The organism is Hymenobacter sp. NBH84 (genome assembly GCF_014217645.1).
GTDB classification, from domain to species: Bacteria; Bacteroidota; Bacteroidia; order Cytophagales; family Hymenobacteraceae; genus Hymenobacter; species Hymenobacter profundi.
The window spans coordinates 2,746,885-2,763,823 of record NZ_CP043644.1 but is presented as its reverse complement, the minus strand read 5'-3'; the positions used below and the strand labels follow the sequence as shown (position 1 = coordinate 2,763,823).

Sequence of the window (16,939 nt, the reverse complement as noted above, 5' to 3'; positions counted from 1 at the left end):
CAACAACCTCTACACCGCAGGGTTCAATTCGCGAGTAGCGGCGGGCCGGGAAATTAGCAGCAGGCCGATAAACGTGAGGATACCGTTGAGTATCAGGATTTCAAACCCAAACTCGTAGTCCCACCACGCTTTGGAATTGGCGTTGATAAACCACGTGACGAGCGGGGCCGCGAAGCACACGGGCAGTACCAGCCGGTCGTGCAGGCCGCGGCCGGTGAAGATGCCAAACGAGTAGAGCCCCAGCAGCGGCCCATAGGTGTAGCCCGCCGCCTTGAACACGGCCGTAATCACGCTTTGGTCGTTGATGGCCCGGAAAATCAGGATAATCACAATCAATACCAGCGAGAAGCCAAAGTGCGTGAGCTGGCGCACCTGCTTCTGCTTGCGCTCGTCGTACTGCTTGATATCCAGCATATCCACGCAGAAGGAGGTCGTGAGGGCCGTCAGGGCCGAGTCGGCGGAGGCGTAGGTGACGGCAATGATGCCCAGGATGAACACCACGCCCGCAAACAAGGAGAAATGGTTGGTAGCCAGCAGCGGAAACACGTTGTCGCCGATGACTTTGCCGGTAACCGGGTTGGTGGGTAGGGCAATGCCCTTGGCGGCGGCAAACTGGTAGAGCAGCACGCCCAGCGACAGGAAAAACACGTTCACAATAACAATGGCAATCGTGAACCAGAACATGTTTTTCTGGGCGTCTTGGAGGTTGCGGCAGCTCAGGTTTTTCTGCATCAGGTCTTGGTCGAGGCCAGTCATCACGATGGTGATGAAGGCGCCCGAGGCAAACTGCTTCCAGAAAAACTTGTCGTCTTTGGGGTCGGAGAAGTAGATCTGCGACATGGCGCTTTCCTTCACCGTTTTCACCAGGCCGGCAAAGCCCAGGTTCAGCTCGTCGGCCATCAGGTAGATGCTAACGCCCACGCATACCAGCATGGCTAGGGTTTGGAAGGTGTCAGTCCAGAGAATGGTTTTGAGGCCGCCGCGGAAGGTATACAGGTAAATCAGCAGAATACTAACCGATACGGTAACGGCAAACGGCACGCCCAGCCCATCGAACACGGCAAATTGCAGCACGCCCGCCACCAGAAACAGCCGGAACGCCGCGCCTACCGCCCTGGAAATCAAGAAGAAAAAAGCGCCCGTCTTGTAGCTCCAGAACCCAAACCGCTGCTCCAGGTAGGTGTAGATAGACACCAACTGCAAGCGGTAGTAAAGTGGCATCAGCACGGTGCCAATTACCAAGTAACCTATCGTATAGCCCAGTACCACAGCCATGTAGCTCCAGGCCTGCCCCTGCACCATGCCCGGAATGGAGATGAACGTGACGCCCGACAGCGAGGTGCCAATCATGGCAAACGCCACCATGTACCAGGGGGCATTGCGGTTGGCAATAAAAAACGATTCGCTGGTGGCCTTGCGTGACGTGAGGATCGAAATGATGACGAGCACCACGAAGTAGCCCGCAATCAGGCTCAGGATGAGGGTAGGGGACATGGACTTTAGCTGTTAGCTTTTGGCTGTTAGCTGATAGCGCCGATGTGAAGGTCGACAGCTACAACAAGAACCTCAAAGCTAACAGCTAGCAGCCAAAAGCTAACAGCTACTCATCCTACTCATTGCCCAGTGTGCGCGTGCCGGCATAGTAATACAGCTCGGCCAGCGACTTTTCGTAGTTGGCGCGCATACTTTCCTGCTTGAGACGCAGCTCAATGAGCTTGCTTTCGCGGGCGTTGATGAGAAAAATCGTGCTTTCGCCCAACTCAAACTTTTGCAGTTCAGCCTGCAGCAAAATCCGCTGATTGACAATGGCTTGCTCCTGCACGGCCAATTGACGTTCGTAGGCCTTGAGGGTGTTGTACTTGGCGCTGACCTGGTTGGCAATCATGCGGCGGCTGTTCTGCTGCTCCAGCGTGGCATCCTGCACCTTGATGCGGGTTTGCCAGAGCTTGCCGCGCTCCTTGCGTAGGAACAGCGGGAAGGCAAAGTCTACCCCTACCTTGTAATTGTCGCGGCCGAAGTCGTAGTAGCCGGGCACCTCGGGGCGGTAGAAGTCGCCGCGACTGAGCAAATAGCCACTCACGTTCACGGTGGGCTTCAGCAATTCGCGGCGGTAGCGTACCTCCACGCCCAACTGCCGAATTTTGGCGTCGAGCTTGAGTAAGGTAGGGTGGCGGTTGGCCGCAAAATCCTGGAGCTGCTCATACGTCAGACTGTCGACTGTGCGCATGGTAGGCAGCTGCGGCACAGCATAGGCGGGCAACTCCGCAGGTTGGCCGTCTTTGGTCCAAAGGTAATTCGATAAGAGCAAGCCAGCGTTCTGCTGCTCCACCTGCAACTGCGCGAATTGTACCAAGCGGTCCTGCACCGTAATCTGTGCCTCCACCGAGTCGATGGGGGCTTGGTCGCCCAGTTGGGCGCGGCGGCTGGTACCCTGGAAGCGGGTTTCGGCCAGCTCTACCCCCTCCTGAATGAGCAGCATTTGCTGGTAGTTGAAGTACCAGTTCCAGTACGCCTGCGTTGCCTCCAACCAGATAGCGTTGATCTGCTTCACCTGATCGGCCTCGGCGGCATCCACCATAATTTTGGCCTGGCGCAGTGTGCTGCGGCGTGCGTCTATCAACAGGCCCTGCCCAAGCGGCACCGACAGGCCGGCAATGGCCAGGCCGTTGAGCGGCGTGCGGTGCTCGGGGTTCACGTAGGTGCCCACCATGCGGTCGTAGCCTACCTTCAGGTCGATACCGCCCGGCCATAGGGGTACCTTCAGCTCATTTGCCCAGTTGTTGTAGTAATCGGTGCCGCCAAACAGCTTGCGGTCAAAGCCCGAGCCCAGCTTGGGGTCGAAGCCGCCGCGGGCCTGCTGCACCTGCGAGCGGGCATCTTCGCTGAGCAGCGCGGCCTGCTTCACCACGGGGTGGTAGGCAAACACCAGCTCTGCCAAATCTTGCAGCGAGAAAATACGGGCCGTATCCACGGGTGGCCGGTCCTGCGCTAGTTGTTTGGTTTGCAGGGGCGCAGGCTCCAGCCCCGGCGCCTGGGTAGGGAGGCGGGGCGTCTGGGCCAGCGCGGCAAGGGTAGGCAGCAGGATAGCTAGGGGCGTGAGCCAACTAGTCAGCACAAAAAAACGCATCCTCATTTCCTACTTCTTTTCGACTTTTACAGGCGAGTCGGGTTGTGGCTCAGCCTGTAAGCTAGGTGGGAAGCCGTTGAGCTGTCGCCAGATTTCGTACCATACGGGCACCGAATCCAGAATCACCCAACCGTATACGCCCGAGCCCAGGCGTAGCTGGGTAGGCCACTTATGGTCGTCGTCGTTGCGGTGTTCGGGGTGAGGCTCGGGGCGCACCAGCAGGCGGTACTTGCCGTTGGTGCTGCTCACCACGTCAATCACCGTCACCACGCCGCCAAAGGTACCTACAGCCACCGAGGGCCAGCCCGAAAACTGCACTGCCGGCCAGCCATCAAACTGAATTCGCACCTGCCTACCCCGCTGAATCAGCGGTACATCCATGGGGCGCACATACAGCTCGGCGGCCAATACCGGCGCTTCGGGCTGCAACGTAGCAATAGACTCGCCTTCCTTGATAGTTTCGCCGATGCCCGCCTTGAGCGTACGCACCACATAGCCAGTTTGCGGGGCGCGCACTACGTATAAGCCACGGCGTACCTCTACGTTGGCAATCTTGTTGCGCAAGGAAGCTACTTCCCCCTCCGACGACGCCCGGCTCGACACAGCCGAGCTACGATCCGACAAGGTTTTGGCTAGGTCCTGTCCGTACTTGGCGCGCAGGTTACTCAGCTCGATAATGGCATTAGCCAACGACTGGCGCGAGTTCAGCAGCTTGTTGCGCTGGGCCGTTACCTTGGCTAGGTCTTCCTGTAATTTCAGGCGGCGCGTTTCAATGTCGGTGAGGGAAAACAAGCCGTTTTGGTAGCCATTCTCGTAGCGGGCCAGACGGGCTTTGGCAATGTCATAGGAGTTGGTCACGGCCACTAGGTCAGCGCTGTCGCTGGCAACGTAGTTGCGGGCCTGTTCCACCTTGTTGCGGGCCGATTCCAGTTGCACGTTCAGGGTAGTGCGCAGGGCGGCTAGCTGCTGGTCGGTGGCTTCAATTTTGGCGGTGTTGGCCGTCACGTTGCCGCGCTTGGCCGCCAGCTGTTCAGTTAGGCGTTCGGGCAGGTTAGGGTCAAAATACTCGTCTTTAATTTCAGAAATAGTCAGGATGGTATCGCCTTTGCGCACAAATTGGCCCTCGCGCACGGCCCAGTGCTCAATACGGCCCGCAATCTGGTTTTGCACCGTTTGGGGGCGGTCTTGGGGGCGTAGGGTGGTAAGCGTGCCGGTGCCCTCAATGGTCTGGCGCCAGGGTAAGAACAGGATAATCAGGAAGATGATACCCACGGCCAGCATCACGCGGCCCAGCGTACGGCTGCCGTGCGGCACCAGTAGCTCTTTCTGAGAGCGTTGGGGCTGCTCCTGCCATACCGCCTCGTCTACGTTTTGGTTGGATAGGTTAAGCATGGGTTCCCTCCGTCTTTTTCTCGTCCATGGGTAGGTCGGTCACGGCGGCTAGTTTCTCTACCCCCGTTAGCATGTCAAACACGGTACTCACGCCAGTCATTAGTTTTTCAATAGATCCGCTGATCTGCACAATCAGCACCTCGGCTGCCACGAACTGGCCCAGCGTCATCTGCCGCGACACCACGAACAGCGTGCCGGCAATCAGCAAGCCAGCCGTGAGCACCGTGCGTAGGGCCACGCCCCAGCCGTAGTAACTTTTCAGCACCCGGAAGTGGTCGTTGCGGGCGTTCAGGTAATCGGCCGTCAGCTCGTCGGTGCGCGTGAGGGCACGCTGCTGTTCTTCCTTGCTGTGCCGAAACTGGGGCAGCTCGCGGGCTACCTGCTCCAGCCAGTCCACTGTTTCGTACTTATGCGCTGATTCTTCAATGCTGGTGCGCAAGGCCCGGCGGTAATTCATGATGTAGATGAACACCAGCATAATGATGGTGAACAGCCCAAACGCAATAAAAATGGGGTGGTAAAAAGCCAGCACAATCACCCCAAACAAGATCTGAAAGCCCGCAAACATCAAGTCAATCAGAAACTTCGTGAGGCTTTTCTGCACCGTTAGAATGTCGAAAAAGCGGTTCACCAGCTCCGGCGGATTTTCACCTTCCAGGGCTTCGGGCTTGATGCGGGGTAAGCGATACGCAAACTCGATAGCGGCCTTCGCATACAGACGTTGCTCGATGGCCTCTACCAAGGTCATCTGCCCAATCAGCAAAATGCCGCCCAGTAGTACGCCCAGCACCACTACCCCAATCAGGATATAGGTAGAGCTGAACACGGCCCCCGTCGAAACGAGGTTGAACACGGCCTGGGTGCCCAGGGGTAGGGTGAGGCCAATGAGGCCCGTTAGAATAGCAAAAAACAGAATGTAGCGAATCGTGTCGCGTTCTGTGTCGAGCATGCGCGTAAGGCGCTGCCAAGGGGTAGGAGGCGGGAGGCTGGTTGAATGAGACTTAGAAGCCATGGAAAAAATTAAGAAAAGAGCGGGCTACCTGAAAACACGTAGCTGGTGCGGCACATTCTCCGCATAGTTGGCTGCGTCACAGCCAGCAATGAGTAGTCTATTTACAGCCGCTACCCAGCAGCTCATGTTTTACAGGCATTAGGTAGAAGCATGCTCACTTACGAATGCCAAATTTACGGTGCTTATTGGGAAAAGTCATATTAATTTGCATTAAAATGATATTAAAAGCTATGATTAATTATAAATATTGTATTTCCTACTTAACTCAAAAGATAGATGTTGAGAGTTGAGAAGCACGGCAATAAATAGCCTAAAGCCATTCCTGCCAGGGCATCACCTCGCCTACCGCGGGCGCATGCAGCTCGGCACGGAGCATGCCACCGGCCGCTATTTCTTCTAGCAGGCGCAGGGGCTCCGAAGCCGGCTCGTCGCTCAGGTCGAAGGTGCCGTAGTGCATGGGCACCACGTGGCCGGCGCGTACTATGTTAGTGGCTTTGGCGGCCTCGTGGGGATTGGTATGACTCATCTCCATCATAAAGGGCGGCTTGTAGGCGCCAATGGGCATAAGCACAATGTCTAGGGGACCAAACTGCTTCTCAATGGCCTCAAAATGACCGGCAAGCGACGTGTCGCCGGCGAAATACAGGGTGCTGCCTCCGGGCATGCGAATGAGAAAGGACCCCCACAAGACCTTATTTAGGTCAAACACTCCCCGGCGATGCCAGTGCGAAGCAGGCAAATAAAAGATTTCCAGCGGCGCCTCGGGGCCCAGGTCGTACTGCTGCCACCAGCCGGCCTCCTGCACCGCCAAGGTAGGGGCCATGCCGCGCAGTAGCGGCGCCATGCTCAAGGCCGAGAGCACCTGCATCTGCAGGTTCTGACGGGCCAGCAGCTTCACGGAGGCCTCGTCGAGGTGGTCGCGGTGGCCGTGGCTGAGCAGCAGGAAGTCGATGTTCGTCAGGTCCTCGGGGCGGCAGGGTAGGGGGTGGCGGCGTTGCAGCCCGAAGGAGGAAAACAACACCGGATCGGTGAGCAGCGTGATGCCGCCTACCCGCAGCACAAACGAAGCGTGCCCCAGCCACACCAGCCCGTCCGTGTCACTGCGCAGAAACTCTGTGCAGTCTACCACCGCCGGCGCCCAGGTGTCGGCTTTCTTCTCCGCTTTCTGTGGGTTTTCGGTTAGAAATTTCCACCGAAATACGTTGGCAAAACTAGGTTCGTACAGCTCTTCACCATTGCAGTATTCCTGGCCAATCATCTTATTGCCAGGGTAGTTAGGTAGAACGGTCAGCAGCTTTTCGTTGCGATGATAGGTAGGGTGTGAGGACATGGGAGGAGGGTAGAGAAGGCAAGAGTAAACACAACCGCCGCGCCCCGGAATGTTCCCGGAGCGCGGCGGTGGAAGGTAAAGCTAAACGAATCAAAGGCTTACGTCGCCTTTATTGAAGCCTTTATGTATCAGAAACCAAAGCCAGGACCATACAGCGGCGCGTAGCCCACACCACTTGCCATGCGCACCCCACCTGACACCGTCAGGTTTTCGGTGAGGCGGTAGTCGGCGCGCATGCTCATGCCCTGACCCATGCTGCCAAAGCCCGCGTAGGGGTTAACAGTAGGCGACATATCTTTCCAGGCCGTGCCCGTGAGGGCCAGGCGCGGGCTTACGAGGTAGGTGCCGCCGCCGTAGATAAAGTAGCGGTTGCTAGCGGTGAAACTAGTAGTAGATAGGGCGTCGGCAGGGGTAGCAGGCTGCGTAATTCCGGCGTAATAAGCCGGATTAATAAACGAACGCATGTACGTCATGCCGCCGAACACGAAAAAACGCTTGCCCAACTGATGCGTCACCCGCGGGCTGATGTGCATGGCCGAGCCCAACCCACCCGCGAAGGTCGTACCGATATTTAGCTGATAGGAGGTACGGTTAGCCTGTAAGCCAATCAACGGTGCTTCTACCTCGGCGGCCATCGGAACCACCATAGGCGTTTGGGCCAGCAGCGGGCTAGCCGATAGAAAAGCTATAGCGAAGGGTAGGGTACGTAGCATCGATAGTAGAAGGGAAAGCCCGTATGTTTAGTTTCGACAAGATACGCAACTGCGGCGCAAACCGGCGAATATTTTACGCAAAACGGGCCGCCACGCGTAGCATGACGGCCTGTTTCTCAAGTAAGTAGCCAAAGGTAAGCGGGCAAATCCCTTCGGTTTATGGGAAGATGCCAAGTGCTTGGTAGCTCACGCCAATCTTCTCAATGGCCGCGTAGAAGGCCGCCGTGCGCAGATCTGTAATGCCTGGCACCTCGTCCATCACCGCCCGAATTTCACGGTAAGCGGTAATCATAGTGTCTTCCAGTCCCGAATGCACTAGGTCAATTTCGTCGGCCCCGTGGATGATGAGCGCGCGTTCCCGTTCGCTCACCGTTTTGCCGGTGGTTTGCTCAATGGTCATCACCAAGCGCTTTAGCGAGGCTTCTTCGGCCCGCTTGCCCATGCGCCCAAAGCGCACATTCGACAGGTTTTTCAGCCACTCGAAGTAGGAAACCGTCACGCCACCGGCGTTCAGGTAGAGGTCGGGTAGGATAACTACGCCACGTTCCAGCAGAATCTTTTCGGCCTCCTGGGTGGTAGGGCCGTTGGCACCTTCGGCAATTATCTTGGCCTTGATGTTCTTGGCATTGCCCTCGTGAATCTGGTTTTCCAACGCGGCTGGCAGCAGCACGTCGCACTCGTACTCCAGCAGTTGCAATGAGTCCTCAAAGTTCTTCGCATCAGGATGGAAATCGAGAATGGAGCCCGTAACGGAGCGGTGCTTGAACACTTCCTCCACATCTAGGCCTGCCGGGTTGTATAGGCCGCCTTCGCGCTCGGCAATGCCCACAATCAGGGCACCTTCGCGCTGGCAAAAATGCGCCGCGTGGTAGCCCACGTTGCCTAAGCCCTGCACGATAATGCGTTTGCCTGCCATGCCGCTGGTCATGCCTAGCTTTTTCAGCAGCGGCTCATCTTCAAGCAGCTCCCGTAGGCCATAGAAAATACCTAGGCCCGTGGCTTCCGTCCTGCCCCTGATGCCGCCCTGGCCCACGGGCTTACCCGTTACACAGCCCAGCGCGCTGGTGTCGCCATACTTAAAGGTGAGGTAGGTATCGGCAATCCAAGCCATTTCGCGGCTGCTGGTACCATAATCGGGCGCTGGCACGTCCATGCCCGGCCCAATCAAGTTCTTTTTAATCAGCTCACTGGCATAGCGGCGCGTCACGCGCTCCAGCGTTTGCACAGAGCTAGTACGCGGGTTGATCTTCACACCACCTTTGGCACCACCAAACGGCACGTCTACCAAGGCGCACTTAAAGGTCATGAGCGTGGCCAGTGCCATCACTTCTTCCTCGTCCACGTGGATGCTGTAGCGAATACCACCCTTGCTGGGCAGCTTGTGGTGGCTATGCTGCACCCGAATGCCCTCGAACACCTGCACGTGCCCGTCTACCTCCACCGGGAAGTTTACTTTATAAATGCTGTTACAGGTCCGAATCTGGCTTATAATGCCAGGATCGAGCTTCGAGAAGCTCGCCGCGTGGTCGTAGAAGTGCAGGACGCTTTCGTAAAAGTCCTTGCCCTTCACCAAGTGGTTGCTCATGGTAAGTGTGAGTTGGTGGGAAGATAAATAAGAAGACATTATACCCGCAAACGGCCGATCAGCACCTTGCGTTGTGTGGCTGCCCGGCGCAAAGGTCGGGAGTTGCCGGATATAGGCAATCATAGTGCGGTTCAGCGCTTCCGACACGAATAGTTTCTCCTAAAGGAATCAAGAAGCCAATAATTGAAGAAACCGTCTGGGGTTTGCACTAAATAGTTAAATTGTATTTAAATACAAATAATCGGCTATAAATTATTTTTATGGAATATTAATTGAATATTTTTAAGCTGGTTGCGAGGGATAAGATGCATTATTTTGTTGGTAAAATACTATAAATGTACTTTTTGGTGAAGTTGGTATGACACAACGTATATTTTGTTGTTCGCTTTTAAGTATCTGTATGTTAACTGCTACTGGGAGCGCACATCCCCGGCCCTGGTTACCGGCAGATGAAGCAGAAAAAACCTCGCTTGTGGTGCCAGGCAATCAGACCGGGCTCACAGCGCTGTACTTCAACAGCAGTACGCTGGCGGGCAAACCAGTGCTCCAACGCCGCGATGCTGCCCCCAACTTTGATTGGGGCAAAGATGCAGCGGCCCCCACCATATCAGCCGACTACTTCTCGGTGCGGTGGCTGGGCTGGCTTATAGCCCCTACCACCGGCTCCTACTCGTTTTCTGTACGTGCCGACGAGCGAGTGCGATTGTGGATAGGGGGGCAAAAGGTGCTCGACACCTGGGACGGTACTGGCCAGCTACAGCCACCGGCCTATATAACGCTGGCCGCCGGCGAAACCACAACAGTGAAGATGGAATACCACAGCGAAGAAGGGAACGCGCACGTGCAGCTGCAATGGCTGCCTCCTGGCCAGGCACGGCAGGCTATTCCAGGCCAATTTTTTTCTTCGGAGAGCGGTGATGTTGTAGCCGCAAAGGCACCGGGCACCGGCGCCAAGCAGCAGAATGCCGCTGCCAAACGCAAACCAGCCCCCGCTACGACTCAGCCAGCAAAGACGGCCCAAGCTAAAGCCGTGCCTACCACCATGCCGGCTCCCGCAGAGCTAGCAGGTATATTCACGCTGAAAGCTCGCACCACCGGTCAGCCACTGGCCGTTGCCGATGAGCACCAGCCTAGTACCGATGCGGCAGCGGCTGCGCACTGGCGTATCGAGCCAGCCGGCCAAGGCTACTACCGGATAGCAGTGCAAGGTGGCACTAAAGTGTTGGAGGTGCTAGGTAGCTCGTCTTCCAACGGTGCTGCCCTCAACCTATGGCCTTACTACAGTGGCAATAATCAGCTGTGGCAAATTAAGGAGGTAGGCGACGGCTACTACACGCTGGTGGCTAAGCATAGCCGGAAAGCCCTCACGGCCAAAGCGCCTGCCGAGGGTGGCGTACAGCAGTGGCGTGCAAACGGCCACGAAGACCAACAGTGGCGGCTGGATCCCGTGAAAGAGAAGGTAACCCAGCCGGCTACCACCAGCACACCGCTTATGGGCAATGGTACCTACAACGTGAGCTTGTCGCCTAACCCTGCCAACAGCCTCTCACAGCTGCGCTACCAACTGCCAGATGCTATACCAGTGGGCTGGGTACTCTACGATGCGCGTGGTATTGTGGTGCGTACCTCCGATTACCGCCGGGCAATCAGCGGTGTGCATCAGCAAACGCTAATGTTATCGGCCCTACCCAACGGTAATTACCAATTGCACCTCACTGTGGGTACCATCACCACCACTCAACCTATCCTGGTGCGCCATCCATTGGCCGAAACACAAGCTCAGGCTGAATAAGCAACCCAAGAAAAGGCCAACTGGCTACAATCGTAGCTGGGTAGCAGAAGTAGGGTAGCGTTTCACTGGATGTTATCCAGCTTGTATGAGCCATCTGCCGCTGGAATAGGTATAGCATCATATTATTAAATAAGCTATATCAAGCATATTTGTAATTAATAGTAAAATTATAAGCATTGAATTGTTGTATGCGACTTTGGCTTGGTTTTTATTGTGTTTGATAAGCTTTGAAATAGACGTAACAGAGGTAGTATTTATTAATAAAATACTATTTTAACCAAATTCCGTACATTCTTCTCCTATGATGCGACACTTACTCTACTGTTCCTTGGTGGGGATGCACCTGTTTAGCCATACCGAAGGTGCGTTTGCTTCTGCTAAAGGAGCGCCAGGCAAAGAATTTCAGCAGTTGGTAGCGCCAGCGCAAAACGGAACGCCGGGCCTCACGGGTTGGTATTTCGGTAACAGCACGCTGGCTGGTAAACCCATCCGCCAGCAGCAGGACGCCGCACCCAATTTCCAGTGGGGAAAAGACGCACCAGCCCCTACCATACCAGCCGATTATTTCTCGGTACGTTGGGAAGGCTTCCTGACGGCTCCTACCACTGGCTCCTACTCGTTTGCCGTGCGCGCTGGGGAACAAGTGCGGTTGTGGATCAACGGACAGAAAATTCTGGATACTTGGGATGGCCAGAGCCTCACCGAGTCGGATATTTACGTGAACCTGGCCGCTGGCGAATCAACGCCGATTAAGCTGGAATATCACAGCGAAGAAGGCGACGCGCACGTGCAGTTGCAGTGGACATCGCCGAAGCAAGCACGCCAGGCTATTCCGGCTGAAGCCTTCTCGGCCGAAGGATTTGTGATGGCCGCTGCTCCGGCGCCTGCACCAGCAGTATCGCAACCAAAAGCAACAGTAGAAGCTCCTAAGCAAACTGTAGCGCGTAAATCTGGCATGCGCCTACCCAAAGGCGCCGTAGCCGCTCCAGCGGTAGCCTCCATGTCGGGAGTATATCGTTTGAAGGCCCGCAACGATGGCCAAACGCTGGCCGTGGCAGAGCAGCAAGCGACCGGCAAAGCCGCCGCCGATGCCGCCGCACCCGAATGGATGATTGAGTCGGCAGGAAATGGCTACTACCGCGTGTTTGTACAGGGTAGCAACAAAGCGCTGGAAGTGCTCGGTAATTCCTCTTCCAACGGCGCCGCCCTCGACCTGTGGCCTGCCTATAAGAGCGACAACCAGCTATGGCTAATTCACGAGGCGGAAGATGGCTACTACTCGCTGGTAGCCAAGCACAGCAGCAAAGCCCTAACGGCGAAAGAAACGTCGGAAGGTGGCTTGCAGCAGTGGCGCTACAATGGCGGCGCCGATCAGCAGTGGAAACTGGAGCCCGTAGCGGGTGCCAAGGTTAGCACCAAAGCTACCCCGCTCGTGGGTAATGGCGATTATAAAGTGCACGTGTACCCCAACCCCTCCAATGGCATCTCACAGCTACGCTATCAGCTGCCTGGCAATATGCCCGTGGGCTGGGTGCTTTACGATACCCGCGGCGTGGCTGTGCGCTCTTCCGACGCTCGTCAATTGACCGACGGGGTGCACAACCAGACGCTGCCCTTCCTGGAACTGCCCAACGGTAACTACCAACTGCACCTCACGGTGAATGGCGTAACCACCACGCAGCCCGTCATGATTCGTCATCCCAAAGCAGAGCCCCAGGGCGAAGCACGGGTCCAAACAGCAGAACCGATGCAAATTGTACAGATGCAGGCTAGCCGGTAAGTCTAATAGTCTGCAAACGCTTGGAGGGGTAGCAATGGTCACAATATGCGTGACCATTACTACCCCTCCAAGCGTTTGCGGACTGCTGGGTTTTATTGAAGTTGTTTAGAGAATCGTGTGCCGGTCCGATGCCGTAGGCGTCCAACCGGCACACGATTCGTGCGTAAGTCCGAATAAAGAGAAACGAAAAAAGAACGTCATGCTTGATCTGGCGTCCGCTTGCCAAAGCATGACCGGCAGATTCTAGCGCCCATTTCTGATTTGGAAACAGGTCTATTAGCTGTAGTAATCTACTAACTGAGTAGCAAGGCGTGCGGGTGCAAATTGCGTGTGGGCGTATTGGTAGCCCTGTTCCCGCATGTGATTCGCATGTGCTGAATCGGTCAGGACTTTCTCTATAGCGTGCGCGAGCTGCTCGGGACTAGTGGGGTCTATATAGCACGAGGCTGGACCGCCTGCTTCTGGTAGAGCAGAGGTGGAAGAGGCAATAACAGGCGTTTTGCACAACAGTGCCTCGGCTATGGGTAGCCCAAATCCCTCGTACAGTGAAGGGTAGATGAGAGCCGAAGCCCCTTGGTACAGCGCCTGGAGTTGCCGAATATCCACTACGTTTTCCAACCAATACACTACATCTTCCAAATTTGCTTGACTTAGTAGCTGTTGCAACTGCTGTTTATGACGCTTCCCCTTACCCACCAAAACAAGCGGTACCCGCAAATCGACTGGCAAGTGTTGGTAAGCGCGAAGCAGTGTGGCAATATTCTTACGGGGCTCTAAGCTTCCTACCCCTAAGACATAAGGCGTTGTTACGCCCAATTGTGCAACCGTGCGAGCCGCCTGTTCAGTGGGTTGCCGCTGATAGTATACAGGGTCACAGGCTTGATAAATGACTTTGATTTTGTCTGGCTCTACCCGGTAATACTCTATCAAATCACGCTTCGTATGCTCGCTGATGGCAACTATTTTAGCCGCGTGCCGACAGCTGTAACGTACCTTCTGGTCGTAGATAATGCGCTCTACAGCACCGTACCACTCCGGATGAACTTTGGAAATGACATCGTGCATGGTGACCACGCCCGGAATGCCCGCACGCGTAAGGCCTACGGGTAATTCGTGGCTTAGCCCGTGGTATAGTTCAATACCGTCTCGTTTCAATTGTTTTACTACGCCGTAGGTGCGCCACAAGGACCGGATGAAGCCACTGGGGGGCACAAACGTGGTATACTGAGTGCTTTCCAGAAAGGGTTGTGTTACTGGATGTTGCCGGATGGCAGGCGTGTATAAATGGTAATCGTGTTCGGGATGAAAACGCGCCACATCCTGCACCAGAGTCCGGCTGTAGTTTCCTAAGCCAGTAAAATTGCCAAACAGGCGTTTTGCATCATATCCAATCCGCATACCGCAGGGGAAAAAGACTAGGATAGCAACACGCTTACTATCCATGAAAATACAGGCAGCGTACGCTTTCCTGGTAAGTGTTAGACATTGTAGCTGCTTATTTGGCTTTGCTACCCAGCCACGCGTTGCGGTAGGCTTTCATCTTCTTCGTGACGGTGCGCTTGTCGGCTTCGTAGGGTAGGACCTCCAAGATAGGATCTTCGGTGAGGGTTAGTTGAGCAGTGCGCTGTTGCCCCCGCGAACGGTACACTACTGGCACCACGTCGCCGGGCTTGTGACGGGCCAGTAGGGCGCCGTAGGCCGTACGGTTGGCAACGGGCTGACCATCCAATTTCGTGATGACGTCCTCGCGGTCGAGGCCGGCTTGGTAGAGCGGACTACCTACCAGAGGAGTAACTGGGATAGTGAGTGTGCTATCAGCGTTGAACGACAGCCGATTGGCGCCCAGGCTGGCTTGGCCGGCGTGGGCTTTGCGCACCAAGAGGCCAGCCGGAGCCAGCAGCTTTTCAAAATCGGGTAGGGTATGCCCGTAGATATGCTGGCGGAAAAACTGTCCGGCAAAAGCCGTATCGCGGGCTACTTCGCCCAGCACGCGTTGTAGGTCGGCGGTGGTGTAGGGGCGGGCAGGAGCATAGTTCTGTTGCTTGCTGCCGTACTGTTGCCAAAGCGCCCGCATGTAGGTGTCGAGGTCGGTTTTGTGGTCCTGGCGCAGCATCATATCCAACGCCAAGGCATTAGCCGCCCCAATGTAGTAGTAGGAGAGGTAGGTGTTTGCCCGGTTGTTGGGGTCGATGCTAACGGCGGCATCCACAAAGGGTGCCTGTTGGCTCATGTATACCGGCGAGTAGCGCGCCGCTCCGGGCGAGTTCAGCATGGCATTCACCACACCCGACAACGCCTCCTCGCAATACTGCTGGTCGGTGCTGAAGGCACCGGAGCGGCGCAGGAGTAAGTCGCCGTAGTACTGCGTAAAGCCTTCGGCAAACCACAGGTTACTGCTCATATTGGCCTGTTCAAAATTGAACGGCTCCAGGTCCTGCGGGCGCAGGCGCTCCACGTTCCAGCTATGGAAAAACTCGTGCGACACCGTGCCCAGGTTATCCAATGCTCCCTGCCCGCGCAATGGACGGCTGCTGGTGAGCGAAGTGGAGTTGCGGTGCTCCATACCGTCGCCGCTGGTTTGAGGCAGGTAGTTGGCAATGAAGGTATAGCGACCAAAATCGTAGTCCGGCAGCGTGCCGAACACGGCGGCGGCTTCCTTCACTACACCTTTAGTTTTGGTTGCAAAATCATCTAGTTCGGCGGCGGTGCCATCATGCAGTACCTGCATTTCAATGGTCTTACCCTGCTCCTGCCAGCTGCGCACCTGCTGCGCCCCCAGGGAGGTTGGCGAATCCATGAGGTACTGCAAATGAGGCGCATAGTAGGTGTTGCCGGTTGGCTCAGGACGCAGCTGGGTAGCGGCCTTCCAGTCAGCGGGCGCGTCAAACTTCACTTCTACCGGGCGTTGCTCCAGGCCTCGGGCAAACGCCAGGGTAGCGGGCATGTTCAAGTGGGCGTGGCGCCAGTCGATGCCGGCGTAGGTGCCATCGGTCCGGTCGCCGAACAGGGTATAGGTGAACGTGACGGTGCCATCGTGGCCGGCTACATCCCACCCGTAGGGGTCGGGGTGAGTCACGGTCAGCAGCTGGCCTTTGGAGTTGGTCGCACGCACATCGTACACGTTCTTGGCAAACTCATGCAGCGCATAGCGTCCCGGCGAGGAACGTGCCATCCGTACCTGCAAGGGTGTGGTAGGCAGGTTGGTAAACGTAGCAGTTATCTGGGCTTCGTGGTGCACGGCATTTGGGAAAGCCACAGTGTAGCGCACGGGGACCGAGGCAGTTTGCGCCGCCGCAGACTGGCATAGCGCCAGCGGAAAAGCCAGTGCCAGAAGAAGAGTAACGTGTTTTCGCATGAACGAATAGTCAGGAGTGGAGGTAGTAAAAGTAAGCGTTCCGCTCAGAACGGCGCTTTCTCAATCGGCATCCGGCTCCGAAAATACCGTTGCCTCCATCATCCGCCCAAAGAAGAAGGCCTTATGTTGTGGCCGCAGCCCCACCTGCGCCAGTGCCTCGTGCATAGAGGGTAGGGCACGGGCTGAGATGCCCGTGGTGAGCTGAAAGAAACGGTACATTAAAGCCAGCAGCCCGTGATGCCACCAGCGGGTAGGGGTCGTGAAATCGGCAAGCAGCCAGGGCGCGCCGGAGCGCCGGACTGTGTTAAGCTGTTGCACTACCCGCTGCAACTGGTTGGGTGCAAACAGGTCGAGAAAGAAAAAGGTGAGTACCGCATCAAACTGCTCCGCTGGACGCAATGCGGCTTCAGTACCTAACCGAAATTCCACTTGTATGGCCCGCTGCGGCTGATGGCGGTGTTGCCACGCGCGGGCCTGCACCAGCATCTGGCTTGAGGCCTCTAGGTAGAGCACGCGGGCCTGCGGACACTGCCGCCAGATGTCACCCAGAATCCAGCCCGTGCCGCCCCCGATGATGAGTACCCGCGGCGTGCCCACTGGAAGCCCCGCCAGAGCTGCTTGCTGGGTGCGGCGCAATGCCCGACCAAATACCAGCTGCGCCAGCGCATCATAAAACGGCGCCACGTAATCGAAGCCTTTCAGAAGGGTAGAGGTTGAAGGTGAAAGAAGGCGGTTTCCGACCAACGATTGGCGAGTGCCCGTATCTGCAATAAGCTATGGGCAATGCCAAGGGCTACCCTGTAAAGATGGTTCGAAGAAGCGTTACTATCTTCGATAGGGTTTAATTCTATTT

12 protein-coding genes are annotated in these 16,939 nt (G+C 56.3%); 2 read left to right on the top strand and 10 right to left on the bottom strand.

What is annotated here, in order from left to right; genetic code table 11:
• Positions 1 to 9: 9 nt before the first annotated feature.
• The 7 genes from F1C16_RS11545 to F1C16_RS11515 form a co-directional block, all read right to left on the bottom strand.
• Positions 10 to 1,494 carry a sodium:solute symporter gene (locus tag F1C16_RS11545; RefSeq protein WP_185280802.1) on the bottom strand — a complete coding sequence of 495 codons (1,485 nt, stop codon included), beginning with the start codon at positions 1,492 to 1,494 and terminating at the stop codon, positions 10 to 12.
• A 115-nt stretch (positions 1,495 to 1,609) separates the two neighbouring features.
• Positions 1,610 to 3,115 carry a TolC family protein gene (locus F1C16_RS11540; RefSeq protein WP_258048884.1) on the bottom strand — a complete coding sequence of 502 codons (1,506 nt, stop codon included), beginning with the start codon at positions 3,113 to 3,115 and terminating at the stop codon, positions 1,610 to 1,612.
• 21 nt (positions 3,116 to 3,136) lie between these two features.
• Positions 3,137 to 4,519 (bottom strand): HlyD family secretion protein, encoded by a 1,383-nt coding sequence (locus F1C16_RS11535; RefSeq protein WP_185280800.1) that lies wholly within the window; start codon positions 4,517 to 4,519, stop codon positions 3,137 to 3,139.
• On the bottom strand, positions 4,512 to 5,531 hold the full coding sequence (locus F1C16_RS11530) for an ABC transporter transmembrane domain-containing protein (protein ID WP_185280799.1): 1,020 nt from the start codon (positions 5,529 to 5,531) through the stop codon (positions 4,512 to 4,514). The genes F1C16_RS11535 and F1C16_RS11530 overlap by 8 nt, the downstream gene beginning before the upstream one ends.
• Before the next feature lie 310 nt (positions 5,532 to 5,841).
• Positions 5,842 to 6,861 carry an MBL fold metallo-hydrolase gene (locus tag F1C16_RS11525; RefSeq protein ID WP_185280798.1) on the bottom strand — a complete coding sequence of 340 codons (1,020 nt, stop codon included), beginning with the start codon at positions 6,859 to 6,861 and terminating at the stop codon, positions 5,842 to 5,844.
• Between the two features lie 128 nt (positions 6,862 to 6,989).
• Positions 6,990 to 7,574, bottom strand: coding sequence for a hypothetical protein (locus F1C16_RS11520; RefSeq protein WP_185280797.1), 585 nt, complete (start codon positions 7,572 to 7,574; stop codon positions 6,990 to 6,992).
• 157 nt (positions 7,575 to 7,731) lie between these two features.
• Positions 7,732 to 9,159, bottom strand: a complete 1,428-nt coding sequence (locus F1C16_RS11515; protein ID WP_185284309.1) for a Glu/Leu/Phe/Val dehydrogenase — start codon at positions 9,157 to 9,159, stop codon at positions 7,732 to 7,734.
• A gap of 475 nt (positions 9,160 to 9,634) precedes the next feature.
• Here F1C16_RS11515 and F1C16_RS11510 point away from each other — a divergent pair, with 475 nt between their 5' ends.
• Positions 9,635 to 10,951, top strand: coding sequence for a PA14 domain-containing protein (locus F1C16_RS11510; protein WP_185280796.1), 1,317 nt, complete (start codon positions 9,635 to 9,637; stop codon positions 10,949 to 10,951).
• A gap of 301 nt (positions 10,952 to 11,252) precedes the next feature.
• Entirely contained in the window at positions 11,253 to 12,731 is a 1,479-nt protein-coding gene (locus F1C16_RS11505) for a PA14 domain-containing protein (RefSeq protein ID WP_185280795.1), read from the top strand.
• Between the two features lie 276 nt (positions 12,732 to 13,007).
• Here F1C16_RS11505 and F1C16_RS11500 read toward each other — a convergent pair whose 3' ends face one another.
• From F1C16_RS11500 to F1C16_RS11490, 3 genes are all read right to left on the bottom strand, one after another.
• Complete coding sequence (locus F1C16_RS11500; protein WP_185280794.1) at positions 13,008 to 14,129, bottom strand: glycosyltransferase family 1 protein; 1,122 nt, start codon at positions 14,127 to 14,129, stop codon at positions 13,008 to 13,010.
• A gap of 97 nt (positions 14,130 to 14,226) precedes the next feature.
• Positions 14,227 to 16,086: a M61 family metallopeptidase gene (locus F1C16_RS11495; protein WP_185280793.1), complete on the bottom strand. Its 1,860-nt coding sequence runs from the start codon at positions 16,084 to 16,086 to the stop codon at positions 14,227 to 14,229.
• A gap of 60 nt (positions 16,087 to 16,146) precedes the next feature.
• Positions 16,147 to 16,830, bottom strand: a complete 684-nt coding sequence (locus tag F1C16_RS11490) for a class I SAM-dependent methyltransferase (RefSeq protein ID WP_185280792.1) — start codon at positions 16,828 to 16,830, stop codon at positions 16,147 to 16,149.
• Positions 16,831 to 16,939: the final 109 nt, after the last annotated feature.

Excerpts from the sequence above, each read along its gene's own strand:
- F1C16_RS11505 (WP_185280795.1), top strand. The coding sequence starts at position 11,253 with ATGATGCGACACTTACTCTACTGTTCCTTGGTGGGGATGCACCTGTTT.
- F1C16_RS11515 (WP_185284309.1), bottom strand. The coding sequence starts at position 9,159 with ATGAGCAACCACTTGGTGAAGGGCAAGGACTTTTACGAAAGCGTCCTG.
- F1C16_RS11530 (WP_185280799.1), bottom strand. The coding sequence starts at position 5,531 with ATGGCTTCTAAGTCTCATTCAACCAGCCTCCCGCCTCCTACCCCTTGG.
- F1C16_RS11525 (WP_185280798.1), bottom strand. The coding sequence starts at position 6,861 with ATGTCCTCACACCCTACCTATCATCGCAACGAAAAGCTGCTGACCGTT.
- F1C16_RS11545 (WP_185280802.1), bottom strand. The coding sequence starts at position 1,494 with ATGTCCCCTACCCTCATCCTGAGCCTGATTGCGGGCTACTTCGTGGTG.
- F1C16_RS11520 (WP_185280797.1), bottom strand. The coding sequence starts at position 7,574 with ATGCTACGTACCCTACCCTTCGCTATAGCTTTTCTATCGGCTAGCCCG.
- F1C16_RS11500 (WP_185280794.1), bottom strand. The coding sequence starts at position 14,129 with ATGCGGATTGGATATGATGCAAAACGCCTGTTTGGCAATTTTACTGGC.
- F1C16_RS11535 (WP_185280800.1), bottom strand. The coding sequence starts at position 4,519 with ATGCTTAACCTATCCAACCAAAACGTAGACGAGGCGGTATGGCAGGAG.
- F1C16_RS11495 (WP_185280793.1), bottom strand. The coding sequence starts at position 16,086 with ATGCGAAAACACGTTACTCTTCTTCTGGCACTGGCTTTTCCGCTGGCG.